Here is an 18,615-nt window from a genome sequence, read left to right as displayed (position 1 = left end):
ACCCGACCCAACGCCCGGGGCGTTGCGGCCCGGACGAGTGCCAGGTCGGCACCTGGCGCCACCGATCACGGCGGCAGCTCAAGGTGATGTTTCACTCTCTCCTTGAGCGGGGCCAACGGTCATGCACGCTGGACTCCAGCGCCGCCGGGCCACTTGAGCGGCCTCTGCGTGAGCCATAGGACTGGCGCCCGGCCCGCGAGTTCAACGCCCCGCGTACAACGCCACGGGCTTCAGATCCCCCAATGGGTCGGCTGCGCCGGGGCGCCGCCCCACTCCGGGCGCACCCGGAACAGGCGCCCCGAAGCCGGGGCGTTGCCCAGGGTCTCCATGGTCAGGTCATGGCGTGAGCTGGTGATGTACAGCTGGTCGTGATCGGGCCCGGCAAAGGTCAGGTCGCTGGGGCTCGGCACCGGCAGGCCAATGGTGCGATCGAGGTTGCCGTCTTCGCTGAAGCGCACCAGGCTCCAGCCGTCGCGCAGGGTAGTCCAGACCCCGCCCTGACGGTCCAGCGCCAGCCCACTGAGGCGCCCGGACCCCTTGGGCAGCGAGGCAAAACGGCGCACCGTCGGGGTGCCGGCCTGCATCACGTACAGGGTGCCCGAGTCCGGGCCCACGGCGAACAGCGCCTGCCCCGCCGCGTCCCAGCAAAAGGTGCTGATGCGCTCCTGAAACTGCCAGGCCGCGCGCAGCTCGCCCTGGGCGTCCAACTCCCCCAGCCGGCAACCACCGGCGGTGCTCTGGCACGCCCACAAGGCGCCATCGGGGTGGCTGGCCAAGCCCAGCAACGGCTTGCCCGGCCAGTGGGCCAGGGGGTGTTCCTGCCCCTGGCGATCCAACAGTGACCAGCCATTGGCATGGGCAATCAACAAGCCGTCGCGGTGCAGTTCCATGGCGCTGATCGGCGCGTCGAGCCGGGCGAACAGGCGTTCGCCCTGGGCATCCAGGACCCAGATCGCCGGGGCCAGGGTATCGGCCCAGAACAGCCGCTGCTTGACCTGACTCCAGCGCGGGAACGCACCATTGAACGACCAGCCGCCCTCCACCAGTTCCACTTCGCTGTCGGCAATGCGCACGCTGGATTCGCTCAACTGCGCCCCCACCCGCCGCGCCGCATCCGCCAGCTCCGGCCCCAGCAGTTCCAGGCGCGCCAGGGTCAGGCGGTAGGCCGGCCCGGCCACGCTCAAGGCGCCGCGCACCTTGCCAGCGTTGTCGCGAATGGCGGCGGCGACGCAACGCACCCCGAGCACGATCTCTTCGTCGTCGATGGCATAACCCCGGGCCCGGGTGATCTTCAACTCGGTGTGCAAGCGCCGGCGATCGACGATGGTCAGCGGGGTCAGGGCGGTAAAGGTCAGGCCCTTGAGAATGTCCTCGCGGCTGGCTTCATCCAGCGCCGCCAGGATCGCCTTGCCCTGCCCGGTGCAATACACCGGCTTGCTCTGCCCCAGGGCGGCGGCGGAACGCTGGGTGTGGGCACCGTCGCAACGCTCCAGGGACATCACCTGGTTGCCGTCGAGCACCGCCAGGTAGGACGTCTCCCCGGTCAGGTCGCGCAGGGCCCGCAATTCGAAACTGGCGGCGGCCACCAGGTCCGGCATCAAGTAGGCATTGCGCACCAGTTCCAAATAGCGGAACCCCAGGCGGTAGACCTTGCGCACCGGATCACGGCGGATCATGCCGCGCTCGATCAGGCTGGCAATGATCCGGTACAGCGTGGTGCGCGGCAGGCCCAGTTGCGCCGCGAGATCGGCCTGGGCCAGGCCGTTGGGTTGGGAGCCAATGGCTTCCAGTACATCCATGGCTTTTTCGAGGGCGCCTGTGCCCTCGGCGGAGCTAGTCATAAGAAATTCCCACTCGTTGGAACAAACCGGTCCGGGCAGCATAAACCGCGTTTCACCCAAGTCAATTCCGTCTTAGGATCCAGGCCAACAGCGGATTTAATCCTGAAAACAATCCCAAATTGCGGGAATAAGTACCCAAACGCGCGTTTTGCCAGGAGCACAACAATGACCCAGATCCACCAGTACGCCGACGCCCACGACAACTCCGCCAACCGCAAGGTCACGGTCAGCGATGCCGTGCTGGCCAAGCTCGCCACCTGCAGCAGCGGCTCCCTGACCACGCAGTTGTTCAAGCTCGGCTTTCGCCAGCCGGCCCTGGTCGGTCTGCGGGCCCTGAGCAAACACATCAAGCCGTTTGCCGGGCGCGCCTTCACCATGCGGTTCATCCCGGCCCGGGAAGACATCGACACCTACGGCACCATGACCACCAAGCCCAATGGCGACAACCTGCAGTGGCAGGGCGTGGAGCAGATCCAGCCAGGCGATGTGCTGGTGATCGACAGCCAGAACGACCCGCGCGCCGCCTCCGCCGGCAACATCCTGGTGACCCGCCTGCTGGCCCGGGGCGCCAAGGCCATCGTCACCGACGGCGCACTGCGGGACGGCAGTGAAATCGCCGCCCTGCCGCTGCCGGCCTACGCCCGGGAAATCACCGCCACCACGCGGATTTCCTACCACCACGTCGCCGACCTGCAAGTGCCGATCGGCTGCGCCGGGGTCGCGGTGTACCCGGGCGATGTGATTGTCGGCGACGCCGACGGCCTGACCGTGGTCCCGGCGCACCTGGCCGCCGAACTGGCCGACTACTGCGCGCTGCAGGACGACCTGGAAAGCTACCTGGCCATGCGCATCGCCGCCGGTGAAGCCCTGTGGGGCGTGTACCCGCCCAGCCCGGCAGCCATCAGCGACTACCACGCCTGGGTCGCCGCCGGACGCCAGCCGATCCCCAGCATTATTGGCCAGCAGGAGCACAACCGATGAGCATCGAGCATCCGTACGCCACCCTGATCCGCCGTTACTTCGCCGCCTGCAACGCCGGCGACCCGGCCGCGCTGGTGTCCTGTTTCACCGCCGACGCCGTGCATTACTTCCCGGCCGGGTTGCCGCAGATACCCTGGCGCAGCGCGCAGACCATCGCCGACAAGTGGGTGTGGTGCGTGGAGAATCTGGGCTCGCAATGGACCATCGAAAAAATCCTGGTCAGCCATGACAGCCACGAAGCGGTGATCGAATGGACTCACTGGAAGAGCAAGCTCGGCACTGCCCTGCGTGGCGATGAGTGGTACGTGTTCGACGAACACAGCGGGCTGATCAAGGAGATCCGCGCCTACTACGCCTCACCGGCCGACAAGGACGTGCCGATCAACGAACTGGTGGACTTCGACTACGAAGGCCGCGGCTACCACCTCGAACCTGCCACCGGGAGCGCCCAATGAGCACGCCGGAACTGCACCTTATCGACCAGGCCGTGGCCCAGGCCCACCAGGCCGCCGCCTTTTGGGCCGAGTCCGGGCGCCAGGCGCGCGCCGCCCTGCTCGACGGCCTGGCCATTGCGCTTGAGCAACAGCAGACGGCGCTGATCGCGATTGCCGAAGCTGAAACATCCCTGGGCACGACGCGCCTGACCGGAGAAGTCGCGCGCACGGCGTTTCAATTGCGCGGCTTTGCCGATGAGGTCAGGGCCGGCGTGCCGTACATGCGCATCGACGATGACGCAGTGGCCGGCGCCCCTCCGGCCGGGCGCCCACGCCTGACCCGGGTGATGCAGGCCCTGGGCCCGGTGGCGATGTTCTCGGCAAGCAACTTCCCCTTTGCCTTCTCGGTGCTGGGCGGCGACACCGCCTCGGCCCTGGCGGCCGGCTGCCCGGTGGTGGTCAAGGCCCACAGCGGCCACCCACGCCTGTCCCGTGCGGTGTACGAAGTGGCCCAGGGCGTGCTCGCCGAGCAGGGCCTGCCCCAGGGTCTGCTGGGCTTGGTGGAAGGCGCCTCGCGTCAGGCCGGCCTGCACCTGGTGCAGCATCCGCAGATCGCCGCCGTGGCCTTTACCGGCTCTTATCAGGGCGGCAAGGCCCTGTGGCAAGCGGCCAATCAGCGACCGCGACCGATTCCGTTTTTCGGCGAACTGGGCTCGATCAACCCGCTGCTGGCGCTGCCGGAAATCCTCGAGCGTGACGGCGAGCAACTGGCCAGCACCCTGGCCGCCTCCATCACCCTGGGCTGCGGCCAGTTCTGCACCAGCCCGGGGGTGATCCTGCTGCTTGAGCACCCGGCCAGCCAGCGCTTTATCGAGTCCCTGGCCCAGGCCCTGCGGCCCCTGCCCACCCACCCGATGCTGACCGAGGCCATGCGCCGCGGCTTCGACCAGGGCGTCGCCCACTTGCAACAGGCCCCGGCGGTACGCCCGCTGTTCGAACCCCTGGCCGATGGCGCAGGCCCGGCGCCACGCCTGTTCGAGATCCAGGCCCAGGCCTTTATCGAGCAGCCCGAGTTGCGCGAAGAAGTCTTCGGCCCGGCGGCAGTGGTGATCCGCGCCCGGGACGTGGACCAGGCGCGCGCCGTGCTCGACGCCATCGGCGGCACCCTGACCGCGACCTTGTGGGGTTTCGAACAATCGAACGAACAGACCCGCAGCCTGCTGCGCGCTGCCCGGGGCATCGCCGGTCGCGTGCTGTTCAGTGGCGTGCCCACCGGCGTTGCCGTGACCCACGCCCAGCAGCACGGCGGTCCGTGGCCGGCTTCGACCGCGCCGCAGACGACCTCGGTCGGCTACACCGCCCTGGAGCGTTTCCTGCGCCCGGTGGCGTTGCAGGATGCCCCGGCCTGGGTCCTGGAGGCGCGGCCATGATGAGGCACATCGTGATGTTTCGCCGCCTGCCCGGGGTTGCTAGAAATCCCGAGCTGGAAGAGCGCCTGATCCAGTGGATGCGTGACCTGGACCAGGAGATCGACTTCGTCCGCGACTGGAAAGTCTCGGCCAACGAACTCGACCGCCCGATCTGCTGGGACTACCTGCTCGAATCCAGCTTCGATGACGCCGAGGCGGTCCAGCGCTATCTGCCGCACCCGGCCCACGTGGCCCTGGTGACGGCGCTGAAACCGTACTTCGAATGGGTGGCGGTGGATTACACCGAACCCTCCGGACAGGCCCGAGGCCTGGGATGACAGCGCCGGGCCCAGGCCCGGCAAGCAACACGCACACTCGTCACAACAATAACTATATGAGGCACACCATGAGCAATACTGAGCGTTACGCGCTGGCGGGCACCGCGCCCCGGCCGGGCGTTGCACCGGACAGCGGGCAATCCACCGCGAGTCCGGTTGTGGCCAAGACCAGCTATCGCTTCCTGATCCTTGCATTGATCACCATCGTGCTGGCCCTGAGCACCGGTGATCGCGCGGCCCTGTCCGTGGCGGGCAGCGACATGGGCAAGGAGCTGGGAATCAGCGCCGTGGAAATGGGCTACCTGTTTTCTGCCTTCAGCTGGGCCTATGTGATCTTCCTGATTCCCTCGGGCTGGCTCACCGACCTGATCGGCTCCAAGCGCTCGATGATGCTCGCGGTGGTGGTCTGGTCGTGCTTCACGGTGATGATGGGCCTGGTCCACTTCATCGGCCTGGTGGTCCCACTACTGCTGGCCTTGCGCTTTTTGCTGGGCGCCGCCGAATCCCCGGTGGGGCCGGCGTCGGGACGGATCATCGCGGCCTGGTTCCCGTCCTCGGAACGTGGGGTGGCCGGGGCCATCTTCAACAGCGCGCAATACCTGTCGCTGGCACTGTTCACCCCGATCATGGGCTGGCTCTGCTACCGCTTCGGCTGGGAGTACGTGTTCATCATCATGGGCCTGATCGGCCTGGGCATCGCCGCACTCTGGTGGAAGCTGTACTACCTGCCCATCGACCACCCCAAGCTCAACGCCGAGGAACTGGAATACATCCGCGCCGGCGACGGCCTGGTGGACCTGGAGAGCGCCAAGACCAAGGCCGCGCAAACCGGCAAGGGCCTGCGCCTGAGCGAGATCGGGCAACTGTTCCGCAGCCGCATGCTGGTGGGCATCTTTATCGCCCAGTACTGCATCACCTCGATCACCTGGTTCTTCATGACCTGGTTCCCGATCTACCTGGTCAAGGAGCGCGGCTTCGACATTCTCCAGGCCGGCTTCATCGCCGCCATCCCGGCGCTCTGCGGCCTGGTGGGGGGCATCTCCAGCGGCTTTATCTCGGACCGCATCCTGAAAAAGACCGGCAACCTGAGCCTGGCCCGTAAAACCCCGATCACCATCGGCCTGCTGCTCAGCGCCAGCATCATCCTGTGCAACTACGCCAGCAGCGAATGGCTGGTGATCGGCCTGATGAGCCTGGCGTTCTTCGGCAAGGGCTTCGGCTCCCTGGGCTGGACCGTGGTCGCCGACACCGCGCCCAAGGAACTGATCGGCACCACCGGCGGCGTGTTCAACGCCTTCGGCAACAGCGCCGGGATCGTGACCCCGGTGGTCATCGGCTACCTGCTGCAAACCACCGGTTCCTTCGAGTGGGCGCTGATCTACGTCGGGGCCCACGGCCTGGTCGCGGTCCTCAGCTACTGGCTGATCGTCGGCAAAATTCAACGCTTCGCCCTCAATAGCGCAACCTGACACCTGCATCCAGAAGAGGTAATTCTGATGAAAATGATTTTCCGCTGGCACGGTCCGAAAGACCCCATCAGCCTGCAATACATCAAACAGATTCCGGGCCTGTACGGCATCGTGTCCTCGCTGTACGACCTGCCCCTGGGCGAAGTCTGGCCGCAGCAGCGAATCCAGAGCCTGCGCCAGGCCGCCGCCGAGCACCAGTTGAAGATGGACGTGGTGGACAGCTTCCGCGTGCACGAGGAGATCAAGCTCGGCAAGCCGGGGCGCGACGCGCTGATTCCGCAGTACATCGAGACCTTGAAGAACCTGGCTGCCAGCGGCATCAAAATCGTCTGCTACAACTTCATGCCGGTATTCGACTGGACCCGTACCCACATGGAATACCCACTGCCGGACGGCTCCAACACCCTGGCGTTCGAAGCGGCGCTGGTGGACAAGCTGGACGTCTCCAACGGGGTCATTCCGCTGCCCGGCATCGGCACCAAATACCCGCCGGCGACCCTGCAGGCGCTGCTGGAGGAATACCAGGGCGTGAGCACCGAGCAGATGTGGAGCAACCTGGAATACTTTCTCGGCAAACTGGTGCCGGTGGCCGAACAACTGGGCCTGAAACTGGCCCTGCACGCCGACGATCCACCGCGCTCGGTGTTCGGCCTGCCGCGCATCATCAAGAACATCGACGACCATCGCCGGGTGCTGAGCATCATCGACTCGCCGGCCAACGGCCTGACCCTGTGCAGCGGCACCATCGGTTCGGACCTGAACAACGATGTGCCGGCGTTCATCAACGAATTCGCCGCCCGGCAACGGGTGCATTACGTGCACCTGCGCAACGTCAAGGTGGCCGACAACGGTGATTTCTACGAGTCGGCGCACCCCACCGAATGCGGCTCCCTGGACATGGCGGAAATCATGCGCGCCCTGCACGACGCGCATTTCAGCGGCTACGCCCGCCCCGACCACGGCCGGATGATCTGGGGTGAAACCGGGGTCCCGGGCTACGGCCTGTACGACCGCGCGCTGGGCATCATGTACCTGCAAGGCCTGTGGGAAGGCATCGGCAAACAGAAGAGCCTCGCCGCCCGCACGCCCGTGAGCACCGTGGCCTGAGCACGCATTCCTTGAATCAATCCGAGCGTGGCTCAGTCACCTGCTGATCCACGCCGTACATAACCCTTGGTGAACCCATGTCCCTCCGTGAAGTCAGCCCCGTCATTCGCCTGGACCCCGCCGACAACGTGGTCGTTGCCCGGCTCGATATCGGCCCCGGCACCGTCATTGCCGACGAAGGCCTGAGTACCCTGCAAGCCGTGCCCCTGGGGCACAAGATCGCCACCCGCCTGATCGAAAAAGGCCAGCCGGTGCTCAAGTACAACACCGTGATCGGCTACGCCGCCGAAGACCTGCCGCCCGGCACCTGGATGCACAGCCACAACATCGCCTTTGGCGAAACCGCGCGCGATTACCGCTACGGCCTGGACTACGTGCCCACCGAGCTGCTGCCGGCGGAGCAGCGCGCCACCTTCCAGGGCATCGTACGTGCGGATGGGCGGGTGGCCACGCGCAATTACCTGGGGGTGTTCGTGGTCGGCAACTGCGGCGCCACCGTGGCCCGCAAGATCGCCAACCACTTCGACGAGCAGCGCCTGGCCGACTACCCCAACATCGATGGCGTGGTGCCCTTCGTGCATGAAATCGGCTGCGGCATGGAGATGACCGGCGAGCCCATGGACCTGCTGCGTCGCACCATTGCCGGGCATATCCGCCACCCCAACACCGCCGGTGGCCTGGTGATCGCCCTCGGCTGCGAGCGCAACAACATCCACGGTTTTATCGAGCAGGAAAAACTGCAGATAAACGACCTGTTGCAGCCCCTGGTGATCCAGGACGTGGGCGGGGTCAAAAGCGCGGTCGAGCAAGGTATCCGCCTGATCGAGGGCATGCTGCCCGCCGCCAACCGGGTGCAGCGCCAGACGGTGTCCGCCGAGCACCTGATGATCGGCATGCAATGTGGCGGCTCCGACGGTTTCTCCGGGCTCTCGGCCAACCCGGCCCTGGGCGCGGCGGTGGATATCCTGGTACGCCACGGCGGCACCGCGATCCTCTCGGAAACCTCGGAGATCTTCGGTGTCGAACACACCCTGACCGCCCGCGCCGTAACCCCGCAGGTGGGGCACAAGTTGATCGAGCGCATCCAGTGGTGGCTCAAATACAACGAAGGCCGTGACACCCAGATCAATGGCCGGGTCAGCCCGGGCAACAACGCCGGCGGCTTGGCCAACGTGTTGGAAAAATCCCTGGGCGGAGCGAAAAAAGGCGGCAATGCGCCGCTGATGGACGTCTATGAATACGCCTACCCGGTCACCAGCCACGGCCTGGTGTTCATGGACACCCCGGGCTACGACCCGGTGTCGGCGACCGGGCAGATTGCCGGCGGCGCCAACCTGATCGCCTTCACCACCGGCCGCGGCTCATGCTTCGGCTCGGTGCCGGCGCCAACCTTTAAACTGGCCAGCAATACGCCGATGTTCACCCGCATGCGCGATGACATGGACATCAACTGCGGTCAGATCATCGACGGCGACAAGAGCATCCAGCAAATGGGCCAGGAAATTTTCCAGCGCCTGCTGGATCACGCCTCCGGCGAAAAGACCAAAAGCGAACTCAACGGTTTGGGCGAGGACGAATTCTGCCCCTGGCAGATCGGCGTCCTGGCCTGACCTGCGAGACCGCCACGGCCACAAGCCGGCGCGGGGTTTTACCGCCCTAGGGCATGGGTAGGCGAGTCGGCCACCAGCCGGCTCGCGAACCCTGCCGCCACCCTCCAGATAACCACCCGATCATCGCCACCCGTTTGCGCGAGCGGCAACGCCGTGCCCGCAGACTTACAGGACCGACCATGCACAACAATAAAAAAACCATGCTCTGCATCCGCTTGCTGCCTGCCGCCCTGCTGTCCCCGGCGGCCTTCGCCGCAGGTTTTATCGAAGACAGCCACGGCACCTTGCAGACCAGCAACTTCTACCTCAATCGCGACTTTCGCGAGGATGCCGGGATCTCCAGGCGCGAAGAGTGGGCCCAGGGTTTTATCCTGGATATTCGCTCCGGCTACACCCCGGGCACTGTCGGCTTCGGGGTCGACGCCTTGGGGATGCTCGGCCTCAAGCTCGACTCCGGCCCGGACCGCAGCGGCACCGGCCTGCTGCCGGTGGGGCATGACGGACGGGCGCCGGACCAGTACAGCAAGTTCGGTTTGGCGGCCAAGGTCAAGCTGTCGAAAACCGAGTTCAAGGTCGGGACCCAGATCCTCAAGTACCCGGTGATTGCCTCCAGCACCGGGCGCATCCTGCCCCAGACCTTTCAGGGCGGCATCCTCACCAGCAGGGAGCTGGACGACGTGACCTTCACCCTGGGGGACATCAACCGCACCACCCTGCGCGACTACTCCCACAACCAGGTGCTGACCCTGGTCAACAAGAACAAGCGCTTCAAGGCCACCCCGGACGCCGACGACTTCAAACTGGCCGGCGGCGACTACGCCATCGGCAAGAACCTGACCCTGAGCTATCAGTACGGCGAGCTGGAAAACATCTACCGTCAGCAATACCTGGGCCTGGTCCATAGCCTGCCCCTGGGCGGCGGCACCCTGAAGAGCGATGTGCGCTACTACCTCAGCGCCGACGTCGGCAATGCCGGCGCGGGCAAGGTCGACAACCGCACCCTCAATGCCCTGCTCAGCTACACCCGTGGCAGCCATGGCCTGGGCCTGGGCTACCAGGGCCTGAGCGGCGCCACCGCCATGCCCTACGTGGTCGGCACCGACGCTTACCTGACCAACTACATGATGGCCAACGACTTCATGGAACGCGGCGAACGCTCCTGGCAACTGCGCTACAGCTACGACTTCGCCACCCTGGGCCTGCCCGGCCTGACCTTCGCCACCCGCTACACCACCGCCAGCCACGCCAACCCGGCCACCGTCGCCGGCGAAGGCCGGGAATGGGAACGCGACACCGACCTGGGCTACACCTTCCAGGGCGGCCCCCTGAAAAACCTCGGCATCCTCTGGCGCAACGCCGCCCTGCGCTCCAGCTACCTGCGCGACATCGACGAAAACCGCCTGATCGTCAGCTACACCCTGCCGCTCTTCTAGGTCCCTCCAGACCCCGGAAATACCCTATAGCCGCCAAAGGTTTGGGCCGCGTTCGGACGCGGTCCCTTTCACACGCCGGAGGTCCACCTGGAAAAACGACTCCCGGGGCCCATTACCACACCGCAATATGGGAATCCGCACGCGGTTCGGTGCCGCCACAGAGCACGCCGCTGTCCGGGTCGCGCAGGATGATCTGGCCGCGGCCGTAGTCGGTCAGGTCGCTGGCGATTTCCACCTGGTGCCCGCGGCGGGCCAGGGCGTTGGCCAGGTCGCGGGAGGCGCCCTGCTCGATGCCGACTTTCATCTCCCCCAGCCATTGCCAGCGCGGGGCATCCAGCGCGGCTTGCGGGTTGAGGCCGAAATCCACCAGGTTCATGACCATTTGCACATGGCCCTGGGGCTGCATGTAGCCGCCCATGACCCCAAACGGCCCGAGGGCCTCGCCGCCCTGGCTGAGAAAGCCGGGAATGATGGTGTGGAAGGTCTTTTTGCCCGGGGCCAGGCAATTGGCGTGGCTCGGGTCGAGGCTGAATTCCTGGCCGCGATTCTGCAAGGCGATGCCACTGTCGGGCAGCACCACGCCGGAGCCGAAGCCGTGATAGTTGCTCTGGATAAACGACACCATATTGCCCTCGGCGTCAGCCGTGGCCAGGTACACCGTGCCGCTGGCATGGGGGTCGCCGGGCTTGGGGGGCTGCGCCTGTTCGCCGATCTGCTCGCGGCGCCGGGCGCTGTAGGCATCGCTCAGCAGGTCGGCCACGGCCACGCGCATATGCTGCGGATCGGTGATGTAGTGCAGGCCGTCACTGTAGGCGAGCTTCATCGCCTCCAGTTGGCGATGCCAGGTCTGTTGGCTGTCGCGGTGATCGAAGTCGAAGCCTTCAAGGATCTTCAGCGCCATCAGCGCCACCAGGCCCTGGCCGCTGGGGGGGATTTCCCAGACGTCGACCCCACGGTAATTGATGTGGATCGGCTCGACCCACTGCGCCCGGTAGTCAGCCAGGTCAGTGGCCCGCAGGTAGCCGCCGGTGGCGCGGGAATGGGCATCCATGCGCTGGGCCAGCGGCCCGCGATACAGGCTTTCGCAAGCGCTGGTCGCCAGTTCTTCCAGGGTCCGGGCCTGGGCCGGGTTGCGGAACAGTTCGCCGGCCCTGGGCGCGCGGCCGTCGATCAGGAAGGTGTCGAACCAGGGTTCCAGCAACGCGCTGCGGTGGGGGCTGAATTCATCCAGGGCGATCTGCCATTGATGGGCGACCACCGGCGACAGCGGGAAGCCGTCCCGTGCCAGGCTGATGGCCGGTTGCAGCAGGTCGGCAAACGGCAATTTGCCAAAGCGCCGCGACAGCTCGGCCCAGGCCGAGGGGCAACCGGGGACGGTGACCGGTTCCCAACCGTAGAGCGGCATCTGCTGATGGCCGGCGGCTTGCACCGCCTCGATGCTCAGGGCCGCCGGGGCGTGGCCGTTGGCGTTCAAGCCATGCAACTGGCCCTGGGTCCAGACCAGGGCAAAGGCATCGCCCCCCAGGCCGCAACCGGTGGGTTCGACCACGGTCAGGGCCGCGGCCGTGGCAATCGCGGCGTCGATGGCATTGCCGCCCTGGCGCATGATCTCGATCCCGGCCTCGGCCGCCAGGGGTTGCGAGGCGGCAACCATGCCCCGGCGAGCGAACACGCTCTGGCGCTGGGACGGATAGGGGTACTCGTGGGCAGAAAATTTCAACATGGCAAACACTCGTCAATTCATTGGCCGGACTTGATCCGGTTCCACTCGCGGGTGATCAGGCGCTGGATCGGGTCCGGCAGATCGGCGGAAACAAAGGTGTGGCTGATCACCTCATCGCCGGGGTACACCCCGGGGTTGCCACTGACCTTGGGGTCCATCAGCGCGGTGGCGTCTTTATTCGGGTTGGCGTAGCCCACGTAATCGCTGATCGGGGCGATCACCTCGGGGCGCAGCAGGTAGTCGATCAGCTTGTGCGCATTGGCGACGTTGCCGGCATCCTTGGGAATGGCCAGCATGTCGAACCACAGGTTCACCCCCTCCTTGGGAATCAGGTAGCGAATGTCGGTGTGCTTACCGGCCTCCCTGGCCCGGGTCTGGGCCTGCATCACGTCGCCGGAATAACCGATGGCCACGCAGATATCTCCGTTGGCCAGGTCGGCGGTGTATTTCGACGAGTTGAAGTAGGTCACCGACGGCTTGAGTTTGATCAGCAGCGCCGAGGCTTTTTTATAGTCCTCGGGGCGGCTGCTGTTGGGGTCCAGGCCGAGGTAGAGCAAGGCCTGGGGAATGATCTTCACCGGCGCATCGAGAAACGCCACTCCGCAGTTCTTGAGTTTGGCCAGGTTGGCCGGGTCGAACACCATCGACCAGGAGTCGAGCACCACGTCCTTGCCCAGGGCGGCGCGGACTTTCTCCTCGTTGTAGCCGATGCCCACGGTGCCCCACATATAGGGCACGGCGTATTGATTACCCGGGTCGGCGGCCTCCAGGCGCTGCATCAGACGCGGGTCCAGGTGCGGCCAGTTGCCCAGCAGATTGCGCTGCAACGGCTGGTAGGCTCCGGCGCGGATCTGCTTCGACAGGAACTGGCTGGAAGGCACCACCAGGTCGTACCCCGAGTGCCCGGACAGCAACTTGGCCTCAAGCATTTCATTGGTGTCGAAAATGTCGTACTGGACCTTGATCGCGCTGGCCTGCTCGAAGTTTTTCAAGGTGTCCGGCGCGATGTAGTCGGACCAGTTGTACACCTTCACCACCTGCTCGGCGGCCTGCACCTGGGGCAACACGGCGGCCATGCACAAGGCCGCGGCAAGACTGGATAAACGCATGGTCAACTCCCTGGAAAAGATCACAGCACACGGCTGAGAAAGGCTTGGGTACGGGGATGGCTGGGGCGGCTGAAGATCTGCTCCGGCGGCCCCTGTTCAATCAACTCGCCCTGGTCGAGCACCACCACGCGGTCCGCCACTTCCCGGGCAAAACCCATTTCATGGGTGACCACGACCATGGTCATGCCCTCCTCGGCCAGCTCCTTCATCACTTGCAGCACCTCGCCCACAGTTTCCGGGTCCAGGGCGCTGGTGGGCTCGTCAAACAGCATGGCCTGGGGTTTCATCGCCAGCGCCCGGGCAATCGCCACCCGCTGCTGCTGGCCACCGGAAAGCATCGACGGGTAGTGCCCGGCCTTGTCCGCCAGGCCGACCCGCGCCAGCAGGCCGCGTGCCTGCTCCAGGGCCTGGGCACGCGGCACGCCGAGCACTTGGATCGGCGCTTCGATGATGTTTTCCAGGGCGGTCATGTGGGGGAACAGGTTGAAGCGCTGGAACACCATGCCGATGTCCCGGCGCTGGCGGGCAATGTTGCGTTCCGAGTCACGCACCAGGCTGCCGTCGGCGCGCTCGCGGTAGCCCATGGCCCGGCCGTTGACCCGGATACGCCCGCCCTGGATGTCTTCCAGCAGGTTGATGCAGCGGATAAAGGTGGTCTTGCCCGAGCCCGAGGCACCGATCAGCACCACCACTTCACCGCGCCGCACCTGCAGGGAAATCCCCTTGAGAATCTGCAGCTCGCCAAAGGACTTGTGAATGTCCTGGGCATCGATGATCAGCTCTTCGCTCTTGTGCGCCATGCTTAGCGTCCCCGCAGCAGTTTCAGGGTGTGGCGGCCGAACATGCGGCTGCTGGCAGGCGGCGGCGTGGGCCGGTCCGACTGGCCGAAGCGTTGTTCCAGCCAGCGCTGGAAGAAGCCCCACAAGGTGGTGAGCATCAGGAAGTAGATCGCCACCACCAGGTACAACTCGAAGACGCGGAAGGTGGCCGAGGTCACCATCTGCGTACTCAGCAGCAGCTCCTGCACGCCGATCACGCTGACCAGGGTGGTGTTCTTGAGCATCACGTTGAATTCGTTGCCCAGGGGCGGAACGATCACGCGGAAGGCCTGGGGCAGCACGATGCGCCGCATCAGCTTGCCGAAGGTCATGCCCAGGGAACGCCCGGCCTCGTACTGGCCCTTGTCCACCGCGCCGATCCCGGCCCGGATGATCTCGGACATGTAGGCGCCTTCATTCAGGCCCAGGGCGATGATCGCCGCCTGGATATTGCCCGGCACCACCAGCCCGAACAGCTCCAGGTCTTCGAAGCGGAAAATCCCTCCCGCCGCCAGGGCGGTGTAGAGAAAGACGATCTGCACCAGCAGCGGCGTGCCGCGCATCAACCACACGTAAAAACGCACCGGCAGATGCAGCAGGGGGTTGCGCGACAGGCGCATCAGCGCCGCCACCAGCCCCAGCGCACAGCCCATCAACATCGCCAGCACACTGATCAGGCAGGTCAGCCAGAGCCCGGTGAGGTATACCCCGCTGGGCTGCAACAGGTACTGCCAGAACACATCCCAATTGAAGTTCATCAGGGGCACGCCTCAGTCGAGTTGGTCGCTGGCCACATGCCATTTGGCCAGCAGTTGGCTGTAGCTGCCGTCGCTGCGCATGTCACTGATGACGTGCTGCACCGCCGCCGTCAGTTGCGGGTCATCCTTGCGAATACCCAGCCCGGTGAGAATCCGGCTGAAGGCCGGCACCCCTTCCTCGAACAGATCCGGGGCCATGGCCGCGTAGTAGCCGGCGGTTTCCACGGTGGTGCCGTAGGCGTCGACCTGGCTGATGCGCAAGGCCTGGAAGGCATCGGTGTCGGTGTTGTAGACCACCAGCTTCATGGGCGGCTTGCCGGCCTTGGTCAGGGTCTCGTTGTGTGCGTCGAGCAGGGTCTTGATGGTCGAGCCGTTGAGCACCGCCACCTTGTGCGTGGACAGCGCGTCCAGGGTCCGGATGCCTTTGGGATTGCCCTTGGGCACCACCACCGACTGGCTGGAATACATGTAGTTGACGATGTCGATCACCTCGCGGCGCTCGGGCTTGTCGAACAACTGGTCGACGATCATGTCGCACTGCTGGGCCAGCAACGCCGGCAGCAGCCCGGAGAACGGAATCACCCGCCACTGCACCTGCTTGTTGCCCAGGCGCTTGGCGATCTCCAGGCCCAGGTCCACGGTCAGGCCCTTGGGCTTCTGCGCCTCGTCGAACGACACCAGGGGTGGCGAATCCATGCCCGAGCAATAGGTCAACTTGTCGACCTTTTGCAATCGCTCCGGCACCACGGGCGCGGCGAGCGCCCACTGTGCACAAAGTCCAAGGGATACCGCGGCAAGCAAGGCGCTTGTTTTGTGCATGACCAGACACTCCAGTTCGGTTAGTAACGGGGGCAGTACTCAAAGTCACAACAGGGTCGGGCTCGGAGCCCGCTTCTTGGCTTATTTTTCGGCTTGCAGAAACTTGATCAGCTCGGGGACCGTGCCTTCGATGTGCTCGCGCACCACGGCCTCGGCCTGATCGGCATCGCCGGCACGAATCGCGTCGAGGATCACCGCGTGCTCCTGGCGCGCGCTCAGGGGTTTATCGACATGTTGCAGCCACAGGCGCATGGGCGCCTCGATCAGCAAATACAGGGCCGAGATCTGCTTGAGCAGCCGAGGCCGACCGCTGAGGCTGCACAGGTATTCATGGAATTTGCGGTGGCGGCTGACCCATTGCGCGCTCTCGTCGCGGTAGTCATCCATCTCGTCGAGCAGCCGCTCCAGGGCCGCCAGCTGGCGCTCGCCGATATGGGCCACCGCCACCCGCACGGCCAGCCCCTCCAGGGCGCTGCGCATCTCGAACACTTCGTGCAGCTCGGCGATATCCAGGCCACTGACGATCGCTCCCCGGTTGGGCCGCAACGTCACCAGGCCCTGGGCATCGAGGCGGCGAAAGGCTTCACGCACCGGCATCCGGCTCATGCCGATTTCACCGGCAATATCCTCGGCAATCAGCCGATCGCCCTTGCAGTAACGGCCGCAGCAGATCGCTTCGAGCAGAAAGTTGTAAGCCTCCTCCTCGGCGGTCAGGGGCTGACGTTCAACGTAAGCGGGAGCGAATTGCATGGCGGGCACCTTTTGTATTTTTGTATCCAATTATCCATAAATTCAAAAATGCAGAAGCCGTGCCAGGTTGCCCTGAAAACATTCAAGTGACTGATTTGCAATGGTTTAGACCCGTTGGCCGGGCGCGACGGCCCTGACGGGATACCCAGAAGACGGGAGATTTGCTACCAAATGGCCCAGCGAGCGGCCCATAAGTGGGCAGGAAAGTGCCTGAGTAACAGCCAGCGACAGGAGCGCGCAAAAACACAAATCCCGTAGCCGCTGCCGAGCTTGGCGAGGCAGCAGCTACAGACACTGACGTTCAATACACCCGATCTTCGGCCTTCATCGAGGCAATCCGATTGATCGTCCATGCCGAGATCCCCAGAAACAGCAGCACCAACAGCAATGCAGTGGCCATGATGTAAAAGCTCATGCGGTAGGTATGCAGTGCAGAGGACAGGCTGCTTACCGACGGAAACCAGGCCGAATACTGGATATCAATGGGGCCACCGACGTCGTATGCAGGGTGCTCATCGTAATAAGCATCGAAGTAGCTGTTTTCGTGAACCTGGCCGTCATGGTCGGTGTAGGTGTAATGAATGGTGGCGAAGCGGCTGTTTTTCTCGAATCGCTCAATCTGGGCGACTGTGCCCACCGCCTCGGTAGGGCTTAGATGAATGGCACCGTAGATCACACCTGACCCTCGGGCCATGAAGGCGAATGCCAGCAGCACGCAGCAGGCAATCGTGAGGAGGATGACCCGATTGTAGAGATGATCTTTTTCGGCTTCGCGGGGGTAGTACATGAACCATCCTTATTCGTGAAAGCTGACTGTTTATCTAGCGATCGGCAATGACGATCAACGTCCCTTTTTGGCCCTTGTATCAGGCCCGACCGTTCAGGTTGCAGACCCTAAAGTAGCGGCACTTTGATTTCAACGATTCCCCCATCAAAAACCTGCCCTACTGCGCCCTTTCCCCACCCGCTATCAAGCTGACAGCGGTGGCAGCTCCCGCCCCACATGGCGCCGGGCCGCCCCTCGCCCGGCACCACCCAACCGCCCTCCCCGCTAGAACTTGTGCAACAGGTTAAACACCAGCTTGTTGCCCTCGGTGCGGTTCTCGGCCTGTTGCTCGAAGTAGGCGTTGACCGACAGCACGTTCTCTTTATTGAAGGCATAGAGCACGCCCGGGCCGATGGCCCAGACCTTTTCCCGACGGCCGCTGACGGCGTGGCCGTCGACTTGGGTGTCGGTGAATTGCTTGAGCCAGTAGCCGTTGAGCCCGGCGCTGAACTGTTCGCTGAAGGCGTATTGCAGGGTCAGGTTGGCGTGCAGGGCCTGACCGGCCTGGGTGTCGGAAACGTCGCCGAAACCGGCTTGCGGGTCGTGATTCTTGCCGTTCCACAGGTACATGAAGCGACCGCTGGCCGACCAGCGCGGGGTGAACCAGTAGGTGGCGGCGTAATACGGGTTGAACGACCAGAAGTTGCTGCCGGGGTTGATCGAACGGTTGCGGTCGTAGGCGCCCACCGGCACCGAGACATCGGCCTCGATCCGCTGGGTCAGCCACGGGCTGCCGTCGGCGCGGGTCAGGGTGGGCAGTTGCACAAAGGCGCCGAGGATCAGGTCGCCAAAACCGGCGCGGGCACTCAAGGCGGCGTTGTTCAAGCCATCGTCGACGTCGACATGAGCCAGGGAGGTATTGATCAGGGTAAAGCCCGGCATCGCGCCATTGGCCAGGGGCTGGCCGACGTAGATGATCTGGGTGGTCGGGGCCACCACCTCCAGTTGCTGCCTGGGCAGGGGCAGCTTGTTGCCGTTGGCGTCGTTGAAGCGAGTGGCCCGGGAATAGCTCAGGTACTCCTCCAGGTACCAGCCGGGCCCCGCCGGCACCGGCGAGCCGTCGTAGAAGCTGGTACTGCCCAGGTTCAACCCGGGCAGGTCGTAGGCGTAGGCGCTGCTGCACAGCGCGACACATATCGCGGCCGCAAGGGTCCGCAAGAATGGCTTGGGCATCTTGTTAGTCCTGTATT

The 18,615-nt window shown here is 64.8% G+C and carries 17 protein-coding genes; 8 read left to right on the top strand and 9 right to left on the bottom strand.

From position 1 onward, the window contains the following. Nucleotides 1-230: 230 nt before the first annotated feature. Nucleotides 231-1,841, bottom strand: coding sequence for an IclR family transcriptional regulator domain-containing protein (locus MF4836_RS00410; RefSeq protein WP_078468587.1), 1,611 nt, complete (start codon nt 1,839-1,841; stop codon nt 231-233). A gap of 165 nt (nt 1,842-2,006) precedes the next feature. Between MF4836_RS00410 and MF4836_RS00405 the strand changes: the two genes are divergently transcribed. The 8 genes from MF4836_RS00405 to MF4836_RS00370 all read left to right on the top strand — a co-directional run bounded on the left by MF4836_RS00405 (nt 2,007) and on the right by MF4836_RS00370 (nt 10,622). After that, nucleotides 2,007-2,822, top strand: coding sequence for a ribonuclease activity regulator RraA (locus tag MF4836_RS00405; protein ID WP_078468586.1), 816 nt, complete (start codon nt 2,007-2,009; stop codon nt 2,820-2,822). After that, nucleotides 2,819-3,277: a nuclear transport factor 2 family protein gene (locus MF4836_RS00400; protein WP_078468585.1), complete on the top strand. Its 459-nt coding sequence runs from the start codon at nt 2,819-2,821 to the stop codon at nt 3,275-3,277. Before MF4836_RS00405 ends, MF4836_RS00400 begins: the two co-directional genes overlap by 4 nt. Continuing rightward, entirely contained in the window at nt 3,274-4,686 is a 1,413-nt protein-coding gene (locus MF4836_RS00395; protein ID WP_078468584.1) for an aldehyde dehydrogenase (NADP(+)), read from the top strand. Before MF4836_RS00400 ends, MF4836_RS00395 begins: the two co-directional genes overlap by 4 nt. Then, the gene (locus MF4836_RS00390; RefSeq protein WP_078468583.1) at nt 4,683-5,003 is read left to right on the top strand and encodes a Dabb family protein; all 321 of its coding nucleotides are present in this window, start codon (nt 4,683-4,685) and stop codon (nt 5,001-5,003) included. The genes MF4836_RS00395 and MF4836_RS00390 overlap by 4 nt, the downstream gene beginning before the upstream one ends. Before the next feature lie 68 nt (nt 5,004-5,071). Further along, on the top strand, nt 5,072-6,472 hold the full coding sequence (locus MF4836_RS00385) for an MFS transporter (protein WP_078468582.1): 1,401 nt from the start codon (nt 5,072-5,074) through the stop codon (nt 6,470-6,472). Nucleotides 6,473-6,499: 27 nt separating this feature from the next. Then, nucleotides 6,500-7,579 (top strand): mannonate dehydratase, encoded by a 1,080-nt coding sequence (locus MF4836_RS00380; protein WP_078468581.1) that lies wholly within the window; start codon nt 6,500-6,502, stop codon nt 7,577-7,579. 77 nt (nt 7,580-7,656) lie between these two features. Further along, a complete protein-coding gene (locus MF4836_RS00375; RefSeq protein WP_078468580.1) occupies nt 7,657-9,189 on the top strand; it encodes a UxaA family hydrolase in 1,533 nt (510 codons plus the stop codon). 179 nt (nt 9,190-9,368) lie between these two features. Further along, nucleotides 9,369-10,622 (top strand): OprD family porin, encoded by a 1,254-nt coding sequence (locus MF4836_RS00370; RefSeq protein ID WP_078468579.1) that lies wholly within the window; start codon nt 9,369-9,371, stop codon nt 10,620-10,622. 112 nt (nt 10,623-10,734) lie between these two features. On the opposite strand, the gene MF4836_RS00365 is transcribed toward MF4836_RS00370, so the two are convergent. From MF4836_RS00365 to MF4836_RS00330, 8 genes are all read right to left on the bottom strand, one after another. Further along, nucleotides 10,735-12,345 carry a gamma-glutamyltransferase family protein gene (locus MF4836_RS00365; protein ID WP_078469121.1) on the bottom strand — a complete coding sequence of 537 codons (1,611 nt, stop codon included), beginning with the start codon at nt 12,343-12,345 and terminating at the stop codon, nt 10,735-10,737. 17 nt (nt 12,346-12,362) lie between these two features. After that, a complete protein-coding gene (locus MF4836_RS00360; protein WP_078468578.1) occupies nt 12,363-13,454 on the bottom strand; it encodes a polyamine ABC transporter substrate-binding protein in 1,092 nt (363 codons plus the stop codon). 20 nt (nt 13,455-13,474) lie between these two features. Beyond that, the gene (locus tag MF4836_RS00355) at nt 13,475-14,254 is read right to left on the bottom strand and encodes an amino acid ABC transporter ATP-binding protein (RefSeq protein ID WP_078468577.1); all 780 of its coding nucleotides are present in this window, start codon (nt 14,252-14,254) and stop codon (nt 13,475-13,477) included. Nucleotides 14,255-14,256: 2 nt separating this feature from the next. Then, entirely contained in the window at nt 14,257-15,030 is a 774-nt protein-coding gene (locus MF4836_RS00350) for an amino acid ABC transporter permease (protein WP_078468576.1), read from the bottom strand. A gap of 12 nt (nt 15,031-15,042) precedes the next feature. After that, the gene (locus tag MF4836_RS00345; protein ID WP_078468575.1) at nt 15,043-15,849 is read right to left on the bottom strand and encodes an ABC transporter substrate-binding protein; all 807 of its coding nucleotides are present in this window, start codon (nt 15,847-15,849) and stop codon (nt 15,043-15,045) included. Nucleotides 15,850-15,930: 81 nt separating this feature from the next. Then, nucleotides 15,931-16,599: a GntR family transcriptional regulator gene (locus MF4836_RS00340; RefSeq protein ID WP_078468574.1), complete on the bottom strand. Its 669-nt coding sequence runs from the start codon at nt 16,597-16,599 to the stop codon at nt 15,931-15,933. Nucleotides 16,600-16,900: 301 nt separating this feature from the next. After that, on the bottom strand, nt 16,901-17,386 hold the full coding sequence (locus MF4836_RS00335) for a DUF3592 domain-containing protein (protein WP_178102895.1): 486 nt from the start codon (nt 17,384-17,386) through the stop codon (nt 16,901-16,903). A gap of 264 nt (nt 17,387-17,650) precedes the next feature. Next, the gene (locus MF4836_RS00330; RefSeq protein ID WP_078468573.1) at nt 17,651-18,598 is read right to left on the bottom strand and encodes a SphA family protein; all 948 of its coding nucleotides are present in this window, start codon (nt 18,596-18,598) and stop codon (nt 17,651-17,653) included. Nucleotides 18,599-18,615 lie beyond the last annotated feature (17 nt).

Source organism: Pseudomonas sp. MF4836 (genome assembly GCF_002018875.1).
In the GTDB taxonomy this organism is placed as follows: Bacteria; Pseudomonadota; Gammaproteobacteria; order Pseudomonadales; family Pseudomonadaceae; genus Aquipseudomonas.
The sequence above is the reverse complement of the archived record's forward strand: the minus strand, read 5'-3'. Positions and strand labels throughout refer to the sequence as shown.

Bases quoted from the DNA above. Each gene is read 5' to 3' on its own strand.
- MF4836_RS00410 (WP_078468587.1), bottom strand. From the start codon at position 1,841: ATGACTAGCTCCGCCGAGGGCACAGGCGCCCTCGAAAAAGCCATGGAT.
- MF4836_RS00405 (WP_078468586.1), top strand. From the start codon at position 2,007: ATGACCCAGATCCACCAGTACGCCGACGCCCACGACAACTCCGCCAAC.
- MF4836_RS00400 (WP_078468585.1), top strand. From the start codon at position 2,819: ATGAGCATCGAGCATCCGTACGCCACCCTGATCCGCCGTTACTTCGCC.
- MF4836_RS00395 (WP_078468584.1), top strand. From the start codon at position 3,274: ATGAGCACGCCGGAACTGCACCTTATCGACCAGGCCGTGGCCCAGGCC.
- MF4836_RS00390 (WP_078468583.1), top strand. From the start codon at position 4,683: ATGATGAGGCACATCGTGATGTTTCGCCGCCTGCCCGGGGTTGCTAGA.
- MF4836_RS00385 (WP_078468582.1), top strand. From the start codon at position 5,072: ATGAGCAATACTGAGCGTTACGCGCTGGCGGGCACCGCGCCCCGGCCG.
- MF4836_RS00380 (WP_078468581.1), top strand. From the start codon at position 6,500: ATGAAAATGATTTTCCGCTGGCACGGTCCGAAAGACCCCATCAGCCTG.
- MF4836_RS00375 (WP_078468580.1), top strand. From the start codon at position 7,657: ATGTCCCTCCGTGAAGTCAGCCCCGTCATTCGCCTGGACCCCGCCGAC.
- MF4836_RS00370 (WP_078468579.1), top strand. From the start codon at position 9,369: ATGCACAACAATAAAAAAACCATGCTCTGCATCCGCTTGCTGCCTGCC.
- MF4836_RS00365 (WP_078469121.1), bottom strand. From the start codon at position 12,345: ATGTTGAAATTTTCTGCCCACGAGTACCCCTATCCGTCCCAGCGCCAG.
- MF4836_RS00360 (WP_078468578.1), bottom strand. From the start codon at position 13,454: ATGCGTTTATCCAGTCTTGCCGCGGCCTTGTGCATGGCCGCCGTGTTG.
- MF4836_RS00355 (WP_078468577.1), bottom strand. From the start codon at position 14,254: ATGGCGCACAAGAGCGAAGAGCTGATCATCGATGCCCAGGACATTCAC.
- MF4836_RS00350 (WP_078468576.1), bottom strand. From the start codon at position 15,030: ATGAACTTCAATTGGGATGTGTTCTGGCAGTACCTGTTGCAGCCCAGC.
- MF4836_RS00345 (WP_078468575.1), bottom strand. From the start codon at position 15,849: ATGCACAAAACAAGCGCCTTGCTTGCCGCGGTATCCCTTGGACTTTGT.
- MF4836_RS00340 (WP_078468574.1), bottom strand. From the start codon at position 16,599: ATGCAATTCGCTCCCGCTTACGTTGAACGTCAGCCCCTGACCGCCGAG.
- MF4836_RS00335 (WP_178102895.1), bottom strand. From the start codon at position 17,386: ATGTACTACCCCCGCGAAGCCGAAAAAGATCATCTCTACAATCGGGTC.
- MF4836_RS00330 (WP_078468573.1), bottom strand. From the start codon at position 18,598: ATGCCCAAGCCATTCTTGCGGACCCTTGCGGCCGCGATATGTGTCGCG.